This window comes from Streptomyces sp. NPDC127177, from assembly GCF_042672475.1.
In the GTDB taxonomy this organism is placed as follows: domain Bacteria; phylum Actinomycetota; class Actinomycetes; order Streptomycetales; family Streptomycetaceae; genus Streptomyces.
Window position 1 is genome coordinate 1 of sequence record NZ_JBHXUW010000113.1, and the last position, 9,956, is coordinate 9,956.

The window sequence follows — 9,956 nt, forward strand, 5'->3', positions numbered from 1 at the left end:
ATGACGGACACACGTAGGGGGCTCCGGTTCCGGTCCGTACCGGAACCGGAGCCCCCTTCGTGCCGCGCGTGTCTGCTCAGGGCGCGTACTTGTATCCGACGCGCCGCACCGTCTGGATCGAACGCCGGTGCTCGACGCCCAGCTTGCGGCGCAGCCGGGCGATGTGGACGTCGACGGTGCGCCCGTCGCCCACATGCCCGTAGCCCCAGACCGTGGTCACCAACTGGTCGCGGGTGTGCACCCGGTGCGGGTGCGCCACCAGATGGGCGAGGAGCTCGAACTCCAGGTAGGTGAGGTCGAGGGTGTTCCCGTTGACCTCGGCGGTGCGCTGGACGGAGTCGATGCGCACCGGTCCGGTGCCCGCCTCCTCCAGCACCTCCGGCGCGGCGTACTGGGCGGCGGCGCCGGCCGCAGCCGCCGCGAGCGCCGGCTGCTGGTCGGCGGGGACGAGCACCAGATAGCCGACCATCGGCGGCCGGCCGGGCAGGGCCGGCACGGTGTGCTGGGGGGCGGGCAGCCAGGTCGTGCCCGGTGCCAGGAACGCGGAGACATCGGCCGGCTGGAAGACCTCGTCGGGCGCGACGGCCCGCAGCCGGTGACGGTTGGGGGAGGGAGGACGGGTGGGGGTGGCCGCAGCGGCCGCCGACGGCGCTGCGGTGGCAGCGGCTGCGGCGGAGAAGGTGCGAGTGTTCGCCATGAGGGTCAGCTCTTTCGCGCGAAGGAGTCGTCTGTGGACGGACTTGCTGCGTGCGCGCGGACCGAAGACCGGGGTGAGCGGCTTTAGAGGGCCAGCGCGTTCAACGCGCGGCAACACACCCGGTCGAAGTCGTGATGCTGACGGGAAGGCCAGAAGGGCTCGAGGTCGCTGCGACCTGTCGAGGTGTGCTGGAAGCTGGCCATGCCCCCATTGAACCAGAGAACACGACCCCGCAGCAGACTTCTCTCACCCGTCGATACGGACCCTTTGCGTTACCTTCCTCACCTCGGGCACGCGCGGAGGCGCCCACCGGCTCTGCGGTGGGCGCCTCCGCGCGGGTGGGGGGCCGGGGTCAGACCTGGCCGGCCTTCTCCAGCGCGGCACAGCAGGTGTCGACGATCAGCCGCGTGACGACGTACGGGTCGACGTTGGCGTTCGGCCTGCGGTCCTCGATGTAGCCCTTCCGGTCCTGCTCGACCTGCCACGGGATACGGACCGAGGCACCGCGGTTGGAGACGCCGTAGCTGTACTCGTTCCACGGGGCGGTCTCGTGCAGACCGGTCAGCCGGTCGTCGATGCCCGCACCGTAGTGCTTGACGTGGTCCATCGGCTTCGAGCCCTCGCCCAGCGACTCGCACGCGGTGATGATCGCGTCGTAGCCCTCGCGCATCGCCTTGGTGGAGAAGTTGGTGTGCGCGCCCGCGCCGTTCCAGTCGCCCTTGACCGGCTTCGGGTCGAGGGTCGCGGAGACGTCGAAGTCCTCGGCGGTGCGGTAGAGCAGCCAACGGGCGATCCACAGCTGGTCGGAGACCTCCAGCGGGGAGAGCGGGCCCACCTGGAACTCCCACTGGCCGGGCATGACCTCGGCGTTGATGCCGGAGATGCCAAGACCCGCCTTCAGACAGTTGTCGAGGTGCTTCTCGACGATGTCGCGGCCGAAGATCTCATCCGAGCCGACACCGCAGTAGTAGCCGCCCTGCGCGGCCGGGAAGCCGCCCTCGGGGAAACCGAGCGGCCGGTGGCCGTCGAAGAAGGTGTACTCCTGCTCGATGCCGAAGATCGGCTCCTGGCCCGCGAACTGCTCGGCGAGCGGCCGCAGTCCGGCACGGGTGTTGGACTCGTGCGGAGTCATGTCGATGTTGAAGACCTCGCACAGGACCAGTACGTCGTCACCGCCGCGGATCGGGTCCGGGCAGGTGAAGACCGGCTTCAGGACCCGGTCGGAGGCGTGGCCCTCGGCCTGGTTGGTGCTCGACCCGTCGAAACCCCAGATGGGCAGCGTCGCCACGTCGGACGACGGGGAACCGGGCATGATCTTCGTCTTGGAACGGAGCTTGGCGGTCGGCTCGGTGCCGTCGATCCAGATGTACTCAGCCTTGAACGTCACGGAAGCCATCCTTCGGGGGTGCTGCGGGTCTATGCAGCGCAGCTTCGCAAGACGCGATTTCCCGTCCGTTGCCCTCGTGTGAACCCCGTGTTACCGACGTTTCCTGTGCGCGACGGGCCGGTCACGGGCCTGCGCGCCGCCCCTGGACACGGTCCCTGAGCAGCGTCTCGAACCCGGCGGCCCGGATCCGCCGCACCAGCTCCTCCTCGGTGGCGCCCAGTGCCTCGGCGGCCCGCGGGAGCAGCCAGTCCGCGTCCGCGAGCCGCCGCAGCAGATGGCCGCGGCGGATCTGCGCCTCCGACAGCCGGAACGTCTTGAGGTAGGCGACCCGCCCCTTGTGGTCGGTGATCGTCTCGCCGATGTGCTGCCCGCCCGCGTTCCGCAGGAACGGCGGCAGGAAGCGCCACAGCGTGAAGGCCCCCATCCGGTACACCCGGTCGAAGCCGTACGAGGTGTCCAGCAGCTCCCGCGCGAACAGGGTGTCGTGTGCATCGGCCCACGCACGCTCCTGCTCCCGCGCGGCCGCCCGCAGCCCGGCGAGCGTGTCGAGACCCGGTCCGTCCGCGATCCGCGCCCCGAAACCGGCCACCGGCGCGCCGTACATCGCGTACTGGTGGACCAGTTCCCCGTACAGGTCCTGGACGAGCGAGGGATGCAGCAGACGGTAGTCGTCCGGGTGCGGCACCACGAAGGCCGCGGCGAGCGCGTCGGCCGCGTACACCATCACACCGCACTGCCCCGGATGGATCTCGAACACCCGCAGCGCGTCGCCGAGTCCGCGCACTGTCCACCCCAGGTACGCGTCCTCGGCGCGCGGCGACAGACCGTCGCGCAGCGCCTGCCGCGACCACTCCTCCCAGGCGGTCGACGGCCCGCCGAAGTGCAGCGAGAGATAGCCCTCCATCGCGAGGTGCAGCGGAAGGAACCGCAGCCGGTCCCCGGGCTGCCGCTTGGCCATCCGGTGGTGGCGGTGGCGCGGCAGCTTCAGGGTGCGGGGCGGGGCGTTCCGCGCCGCGCCGTGGGCCGCCAGCTGCGTCCCGTACGCGGCGCTCCCGGCGCCCTCGCCGGACCAGTCGGCGACGAAGCCGTGCGGGATGTACGAGGTGTAGTGGGTGCGTGGCCCCACCTCCACCACCGCGGCCCCGCCGTCCGCGTCCGCGTACACCTCCTGATGCAGCCGGATCCCCTCGACGGGCTTCTCGCGCACCAGCGGCACCAGCCGGATGCCGCCCCAGACCTGCGGGGGGCGGGTGGCGAGCCCGGTCAGGTCGAGCCTGTTCACAGGGGGCCTCCCGCTCGTCCGGCCGCCACGAACCGGGCTGCCTGCCGGTCCAGGTACGCGTGCAGTTCGGCGGGCCCCGTCCGGCCCTCGGAGAACTGCGCGATCTCCACCAGCGCGGGCAGGTCCTCCGCGTCCCGGACACCGGCCGTCGGCACTCCCGGCGACAGCCGCCGGACGTCGAAGGCGTCCGCGTCGTATACAGGGTTCACATGGACGACCGAGGTGCGCCGCTCCGGATCGATCCTGGTCCGCCAGACCCGCAGCACCTCGCCCGCGAGGCCGCAAGGCGCGTTGTCCCAGCCGTCCGAGACGATGATCAGCCGGTCGGGGCCGTACTCCAGGGCGTCCAGCACGCGCATGCCGAGCGGGGTCGGTCCCAAGGGCCGGACCAGCAGCGGATCGTCGGCGCCGCTGGTCCACAGCGGGATGCACGCACCCGGCGCGGCCAGCGCCTCCAGCAGGAAGGCGCAGGCCAGCGCCACGGCGAGCGGGCGGCGCCGCTTCTCGCCCGAACCGGACGCCGAGTAGCTGTCGTCCAGCACGGTGGCGACCCGCCCCCAGCTCCCGGCGTGCGGACCCGCCGCACGACGGGCCGCCGCGCGCAGGGCCGACGTCAGCTCCTCGCGGTGGCGCCCGCGCACCGCCGGGGGGAAGGAGAGGACGTACAGCGCGAGCCGGGTCAGCGGCATCACGGCGGGATCGACGCCCGCGGGCGGTTCCTGCGGGGAAGCGGCACCGCGCTGTGCCTGGGTGCGCAGCCGCTCCAGCCGGGTCATCCGGGGCGCCATCCGATCGAGGAAGGCCTCGCGCTTCATCCCGTGCCGTGCGGCGAAGCCCTCGGCGACGGTGAAGGGGAGCCCGTCGACCGCACCCTGCTCGTAGTGGGCGCGGCGCCAGGCGTCGAGCAGTTGGTGCCGGTACCGGGGCAGCTTCCCGGGCCGGAAGAGGAAGTCCCCCAGCTCACCGCCTGACCCGACGCCGTCGTGGCCCTCGTGGCGGCTCCCGTCGCGTGCGTCGTCGAGCCTGAGGTGCGCGTGCCGGACGGCGTTCTTCAGCCCCCGGCGGTACTTCACCGCGTCGTGCGCGGGGTCGGGCCGCGCGGCCACCCAGTCACGCATGATCGCGCGGGTGCGCCGGTTGTTGACCTCGGCCGCGCGCAGCCCCCGGAACAGCCGGTACACCCGCTGCGGCGGCAGCATCGCCAGCCGGGCGGCGATCAGCCGGCCCTCGGTGCGCTTCTCCTCGGCCGTGGCATCACAGGCGTGCTCCAGCAGCCCCTGCACGATCCGCGCCGCGTTGTGGTCGTTGATGTCCAGGGCGAGCGACGCGGCGTACACCCGGCGGTAGTTGACCCGTACGTACTCGTGCAGGAAGTCGAGCGAGAGCTGCTGCCGGTACGCCTCCGAGTGGAATTCGCGCTGCCCGGTCGCGGTGATCGCCGCGTTGACGAAGAGGAGCACGTCCTCGGCGGCGACAAGGTCGGCGAAGGTCTCGGTCGTCATGATGCGTCCCCCGTGGTGTTCCGCGAGGCGGTACGCGCAAGCGGAAGCCGGCCGGGGAATGGGGGCGCGAACAGCGAAATGTTTGCTTTACAGGCAAGTCCCGGAAGTCGCACCGGAGTCCCGCGGCCGGCCCCGTCAACGTAACCGCACGGCCGCACGCCCCGCCACCGGATTCGTCTCGTCGCGGGGCCGCACCGGGCACACTTGTCCCATGACGACCTCCGCGACCCCTCTGCGTATCGGCCTGGCCGGCACGGGCCCCTGGGCCCGCAACACCCAGGCGCCCGCCCTCGCCGACCATCCCGGCGCCGTGCTGAGCGGAGTCTGGGGCCGCCGGGCCGAGGCCGCCGAGGAACTGGCCGCCGCCCACGGCGCCACGGCGTACACCGGTGACACGGGGCTCGACGAACTCTTCGCCGCGAGCGACGCCGTCGCGTTCGCCCTGCCGCCGGACGTCCAGGCCCCGCTGGCCGCCCGCGCCGCGGCGGCCGGCTGTCACCTGCTGATGGACAAACCGGTGGCCACGACCGTCGCAGCCGCCCGTGAGGTGGCCGAGGCCGCCGAGCAGGCCCGGGTCGCCTCCATCGTCTTCTGCACCCTGCGGTTCGCCCCGGAGACCTCCGCGTGGATCGCCGAACAGCACGCGGCGGGCGGCTGGTTCACGGCGCACGCGCACTGGATCGGCGCCCTGTGGGCGCCCGGCGCGGACAGCGAGTACGCCGCGTCCCCCTGGCGCCACGAGAAGGGCGGCCTCTGGGACGTCGGCCCGCACGCCCTCTCCGTGCTCATCCCGGTGCTCGGCGAGGTTACGGCGCTGACCGCGGCCCGCGGTCCCGCCGACACCCACCACCTGGTCCTGCGCCACACCTCCGGCGCCTCCAGCACGGTGACGCTCGCCCTGGCCGCCCCGGTCGCGGCTGCCGGCGTGGAGGTCGAGCTCAGGGGCGAGCACGGCACGGTCGGCCTGCCCAGGTGGGACGGCGCGGTGGGCGCCTTCCGGGCGGCGGTGGACGCGTTGATCGAGTCGGTGCGCACGGGGGAGGCGCACCCCTGCGACGTACGGTTCGGACTCCGGCTGACGGAACTGCTCGCGGATGCGGAGGCGCAGGCGGGCGCGTAGGGGGCACCCGCCGGGGCGTGGGCAGGGAGAAGCCCCGCCTCAGCGCCCCATCGCCTCCCGTACCGCCTCGTCCGTGCGCGCGACCACGGCCGTGCCGTCCTGGGCCGTGATGATCGGCCGCTGGATCAGCTTCGGGTGCTCGGCGAGCGCCGTGATCCACCGCTCCCGCGCGTCCGCCTCGCGCGGCCACTCCTTGAGCCCCAGCTCCTTCGCGTCCGCCTCCTGCGTCCGCGTGATGTCCCACGGCTCCAGCCCGAGCCGGTCGAGGACGGTCCGGATCTCGTCCGGCGACGGCACGTCCTGGAGGTATCGGCGGACCGTGTAGTCGGCGCCCTCCGCATCGAGCAGGCTGATCGCGCTGCGGCATTTGGAACAGGCGGGATTGATCCAGATCTCCATGGGGCCAACGGTACGGGATGGACCCGCGAAAACCCCTCTGGCCAGGGGCGATTGTCAGTGGCGGGCAGTAAAATGGGGGTAGTTCGCGAGGGTTCCGCAGAGTTCCGCCACCGCGCCAGGAGGTTGCCCATGGCCGTTGCCGCAGTCACGACCGAGCCGTTCCACAAGCCCCTGAAGAAGAAGCCGCTCCCCGCCGGCCGACCCCGTGAGTGGTACGTCACCCACAACCGCCGGCTGAAGGCGATGCGCCTGGCGATCGCCCTGCTCGACACGGGCGTCCACCACCCGTCGAGCGCGAGCAACACCCGGATACGCACGACTGCCGAACTCCTCGGCATCCACCCGCCGTCCGACACCACCTGCCGCATGGTCCGCGCGCTCATCCGCTACGGCCGCTGACCGCTGATCCGCGCCCCGCGCCCCCGGGAGACCCGGGGGCGCGGGGGTATCAGAACCCGCTGCACGTGGCGGTGGCGAAGGCGCCCGAGGCCCGGTCGGTCCGCCGGGTGCCGTCGTCCGCCGTCACGGCGCAGGCGACGTCGCCGCCGGCCCGCCCGAGGCTGACGACGAACGAGCCGCCGTTCATGAACCCCCTGGTGTCCAGTTCCGCGGCCCACGGCAGGGTCCGCAGGGTCAGCCGCCCGGTCGACAGGGCCTCGCCCTGCCAGGTGCTGTAGGTGAGCGTCACGTCCTTCGCGCTGCCGGTGACCTCGTACCTGATCCGCAGGGTCTTCGAGCCCTCCTGGGAGATGCCGTGGGCCAGCACCGCGGAGACCGCGCCCGCTGCGAGGGCCAGCAGCACGGCGACCATGAGCAGCACCCACGGCCACAGCCGCCGCCGACGCGGCTGCGGCCGGTCCGGTCCCTCGTCGGTCACCTGCTCGCTCATCCCCCCAGCCTCGGCGCTCCGGCCCCTGCGCGCGACCCCGCCGCCACCGCCCCTCGCCCGTCCGGCCTGTTCGAGCATCCGGCCCAGGTCGGGGACACCCACTTCGCCCGGCTGCTGCTCACGCCGGATCCTGATGGACCTCATCGAGGAGTACGCCCGCCACCCGGGCCATGCCGACCTCATCCGCGAATCGGTGGACGGCCTGGTGGGGGAGGGGCCACACGGGTGAGCGGGCCGAGCGGGGGTTCGTGAACGGCGAGGGCCGCTCCCCGTGTATCGGGAGCGGCCCTCGCCGGTGTTCCTGACGTCCAGCCGGTGCGGCCGGACGATCCGCTGTGGTCGCCCGGCCCCGCTGCCTAGAGGTCGAAGTAGAGCTCGAACTCGTGCGGGTGCGGCCGCAGCTGGATCGGGGCGATCTCGTTCGTGCGCTTGAAGTCGATCCACGTCTCGATCAGGTCGGGCGTGAAGACGCCGCCTGCCAGCAGGTACTCGTGGTCCGCCTCAAGTGCTTCGAGGACGGCCGGGAGGGACGTCGGGACCTGCTGCACGTTGGCGTGCTCCTCGGGAGCCAGCTCGTAGAGGTCCTTGTCGATCGGCTCCGGCGGCTCGATCTTGTTCTTCACGCCGTCCAGGCCGGCCATCAGGAGGGCCGAGAAGGCGAGGTACGGGTTGGACGACGGGTCCGGGGCGCGGAACTCGACGCGCTTGGCCTTCGGGTTGGAGCCCGTGATCGGGATGCGCATCGCGGCCGAGCGGTTGCGCTGCGAGTACACCATGTTGACCGGGGCCTCGAAGCCGGGGACCAGGCGGTGGTAGGAGTTCACCGTCGGGTTGGTGAACGCCAGCAGCGACGGGGCGTGCTTCAGGATGCCGCCGATGTAGTAGCGCGCGGTGTCCGAGAGGCCCGCGTAGCCCTGCTCGTCGTAGAACAGCGGGTCGCCGCCGGCCCACAGGGACTGGTGGACGTGCATGCCCGAGCCGTTGTCGCCGAAGATCGGCTTCGGCATGAAGGTCGCGGTCTTGCCGTTGCGCCAGGCGACGTTCTTCACGATGTACTTGAAGAGCATCAGGTCGTCGGCCGCGGCGAGCAGCGTGTTGAACTTGTAGTTGATCTCGGCCTGGCCGGCGGTGCCGACCTCGTGGTGCTGGCGCTCGACCTGGAGGCCGTTCTTGTCCAGCTCCAGGGAGATCTCGGCACGCAGGTCGGCGAAGTGGTCCACCGGCGGGGTCGGGAAGTAGCCGCCCTTGTAGCGGACCTTGTAGCCGCGGTTGTTGTCCTCGGACCCGGTGTTCCAGGCGCCGGCCTCGGAGTCGATGTGGTAGAAGCTCTCGTTCGCCGACGTCTGGAAGCGGACGTTGTCGAAGACGTAGAACTCGGCCTCGGGACCGAAGTACGCGGTGTCGGCGATGCCGGTGGAGGCCAGGTACGCCTCGGCCTTCTTGGCCACGTTCCGCGGGTCACGGCTGTACTGCTCGCCCGTGATCGGGTCGTGGATGAAGAAGTTGATGTTGACGGTCTTGTCGCGGCGGAAGGGGTCGACCCGGGCGGTCGACAGGTCCGCGCGGAGCGCCATGTCGGACTCGTGGATGGCCTGGAAGCCGCGGATCGACGAGCCGTCGAAGGCGAGCTCCTCGGTCGGGTCGAAGACCGCCGCCGGGATGGTGAAGTGCTGCATCACACCGGGCAGGTCGCAGAACCGGACGTCGATGAACTTGACGTCTTCGTCGGCGATGTACTTCTTCACGTCGTCGGCGTTCTGGAACATCCAACTCCTCCTACTCCCGGCCCGGGCGGGACGGGGTTGCAGCTCGTTGTGCGGCCAGTGCGGTGGCACACGCTGGACCCGACCATAGGCAGACCGGATTTCTCAAGCATGACCCATTTGTTTCGCAGAAGTTAACCGCGCCGGGTGTGAGCGGCACCTCGTGGCCGTGCGGCGAGCGGTTGCGGAGCCGTTCCGGTCCGGTTTCCCAGGGGTGTCCGCGGACGCCCTCGCCACCCGCCCGGCGGGCGGCGCGAGCGGGCGCAGTACCGTGGTCGGGTGGACAACAGGCAAGCAATCGGATCGTGGCTCTCCGGGCCGCGTGCGGCCGCCGAGGAGATGGGCGCCGACTTCGGGTACCGGGGCAAGCGGCTCGGGCTTCCCGAGCAGGGGCCGGGGGCCGTCGCGCCGCTCGGGCGCCGTTTCGGCGCGCTCTTCGTCGACTGGGCCCTGTGCATGCTGATCGCATACGGGCTGTTCGCTCGCGGTGACCAGCAGGCGGCCGGGAACTGGGCGCTGGGGATCTTCCTCGTGCTGAGTCTGCTCACCGTCGGCACCATCGGCTGCACCCCCGGCAAGCGTCTGCTGGGTATCAGGGTCGTGGCAGAGGGCGGCGGACGGCTGGGCCTGGGGAGGGTGCTGGTGCGCAGCGTGCTGCTGTGCCTGGTGATCCCCGCCCTCGTCTGGGACCGCGACGGCCGCGGCCTGCACGACCGGCTGGCCCGCGCCGTACAGGTCCGCATCTGAGCCGGCGCCCGCCGACGGGCCCGGAGCGGCCCTTCACGGTGTCCGGAAGCTGAGACACGAGCTCGGGACGGCATGCGAACAACGGCATACGGCTCGCGACGGCATGCGAACGGCATGCGACTCGGGACGGCGTGCGAACGGCATACGAAGAGGGCGGGTCACGAACCAGG

11 protein-coding genes are annotated in these 9,956 nt (G+C 71.7%); 4 read left to right on the plus strand and 7 right to left on the minus strand.

The features are described 5' to 3' along the window. Positions 1–76 precede the first annotated feature (76 nt). The 4 genes from ACFVJX_RS35630 to ACFVJX_RS35645 form a co-directional block, all read right to left on the minus strand. A complete protein-coding gene (locus tag ACFVJX_RS35630; RefSeq protein ID WP_384314586.1) occupies positions 77–697 on the minus strand; it encodes a winged helix-turn-helix domain-containing protein in 621 nt (206 codons plus the stop codon). A 352-nt stretch (positions 698–1,049) separates the two neighbouring features. Beyond that, a complete protein-coding gene (gene glnII / locus ACFVJX_RS35635) occupies positions 1,050–2,084 on the minus strand; it encodes a glutamine synthetase (protein ID WP_384136732.1) in 1,035 nt (344 codons plus the stop codon). A 121-nt stretch (positions 2,085–2,205) separates the two neighbouring features. Next, positions 2,206–3,366: a hypothetical protein gene (locus tag ACFVJX_RS35640; protein WP_384136733.1), complete on the minus strand. Its 1,161-nt coding sequence runs from the start codon at positions 3,364–3,366 to the stop codon at positions 2,206–2,208. Then, positions 3,363–4,868 (minus strand): hypothetical protein, encoded by a 1,506-nt coding sequence (locus tag ACFVJX_RS35645; RefSeq protein ID WP_384136735.1) that lies wholly within the window; start codon positions 4,866–4,868, stop codon positions 3,363–3,365. Before ACFVJX_RS35645 ends, ACFVJX_RS35640 begins: the two co-directional genes overlap by 4 nt. A gap of 211 nt (positions 4,869–5,079) precedes the next feature. Between ACFVJX_RS35645 and ACFVJX_RS35650 the strand changes: the two genes are divergently transcribed. Further along, a complete protein-coding gene (locus ACFVJX_RS35650) occupies positions 5,080–5,988 on the plus strand; it encodes a Gfo/Idh/MocA family protein (protein ID WP_384136737.1) in 909 nt (302 codons plus the stop codon). 39 nt (positions 5,989–6,027) lie between these two features. On the opposite strand, the gene ACFVJX_RS35655 is transcribed toward ACFVJX_RS35650, so the two are convergent. Next, positions 6,028–6,387: an arsenate reductase family protein gene (locus ACFVJX_RS35655; RefSeq protein ID WP_384136739.1), complete on the minus strand. Its 360-nt coding sequence runs from the start codon at positions 6,385–6,387 to the stop codon at positions 6,028–6,030. Positions 6,388–6,516: 129 nt separating this feature from the next. On the opposite strand from ACFVJX_RS35655, the gene ACFVJX_RS35660 reads away from it, so the two are divergent. Then, on the plus strand, positions 6,517–6,786 hold the full coding sequence (locus tag ACFVJX_RS35660) for a hypothetical protein (protein WP_384136741.1): 270 nt from the start codon (positions 6,517–6,519) through the stop codon (positions 6,784–6,786). A 49-nt stretch (positions 6,787–6,835) separates the two neighbouring features. Here the strand turns inward: ACFVJX_RS35660 and ACFVJX_RS35665 are convergent, their stop codons facing one another. After that, a complete protein-coding gene (locus tag ACFVJX_RS35665) occupies positions 6,836–7,276 on the minus strand; it encodes a hypothetical protein (RefSeq protein WP_384136743.1) in 441 nt (146 codons plus the stop codon). On the opposite strand from ACFVJX_RS35665, the gene ACFVJX_RS35670 reads away from it, so the two are divergent. Then, positions 7,197–7,505: a DUF664 domain-containing protein gene (locus ACFVJX_RS35670; RefSeq protein ID WP_384136744.1), complete on the plus strand. Its 309-nt coding sequence runs from the start codon at positions 7,197–7,199 to the stop codon at positions 7,503–7,505. The genes ACFVJX_RS35665 and ACFVJX_RS35670 overlap by 80 nt on opposite strands. Before the next feature lie 127 nt (positions 7,506–7,632). On the opposite strand, the gene glnA is transcribed toward ACFVJX_RS35670, so the two are convergent. Beyond that, the gene (gene glnA, locus ACFVJX_RS35675; protein ID WP_384136746.1) at positions 7,633–9,042 is read right to left on the minus strand and encodes a type I glutamate--ammonia ligase; all 1,410 of its coding nucleotides are present in this window, start codon (positions 9,040–9,042) and stop codon (positions 7,633–7,635) included. Positions 9,043–9,318: 276 nt separating this feature from the next. On the opposite strand from glnA, the gene ACFVJX_RS35680 reads away from it, so the two are divergent. Next, positions 9,319–9,786: an RDD family protein gene (locus ACFVJX_RS35680; RefSeq protein WP_384136747.1), complete on the plus strand. Its 468-nt coding sequence runs from the start codon at positions 9,319–9,321 to the stop codon at positions 9,784–9,786. Positions 9,787–9,956: the final 170 nt, after the last annotated feature.

Bases quoted from the DNA above. Each gene is read 5' to 3' on its own strand.
- ACFVJX_RS35660 (WP_384136741.1), top strand. From the start codon at position 6,517: ATGGCCGTTGCCGCAGTCACGACCGAGCCGTTCCACAAGCCCCTGAAG.
- ACFVJX_RS35645 (WP_384136735.1), bottom strand. From the start codon at position 4,868: ATGACGACCGAGACCTTCGCCGACCTTGTCGCCGCCGAGGACGTGCTC.
- ACFVJX_RS35630 (WP_384314586.1), bottom strand. From the start codon at position 697: ATGGCGAACACTCGCACCTTCTCCGCCGCAGCCGCTGCCACCGCAGCG.
- ACFVJX_RS35670 (WP_384136744.1), top strand. From the start codon at position 7,197: ATGAGCAGCACCCACGGCCACAGCCGCCGCCGACGCGGCTGCGGCCGG.
- ACFVJX_RS35650 (WP_384136737.1), top strand. From the start codon at position 5,080: ATGACGACCTCCGCGACCCCTCTGCGTATCGGCCTGGCCGGCACGGGC.
- glnA (WP_384136746.1), bottom strand. From the start codon at position 9,042: ATGTTCCAGAACGCCGACGACGTGAAGAAGTACATCGCCGACGAAGAC.
- ACFVJX_RS35655 (WP_384136739.1), bottom strand. From the start codon at position 6,387: ATGGAGATCTGGATCAATCCCGCCTGTTCCAAATGCCGCAGCGCGATC.
- ACFVJX_RS35665 (WP_384136743.1), bottom strand. From the start codon at position 7,276: ATGAGCGAGCAGGTGACCGACGAGGGACCGGACCGGCCGCAGCCGCGT.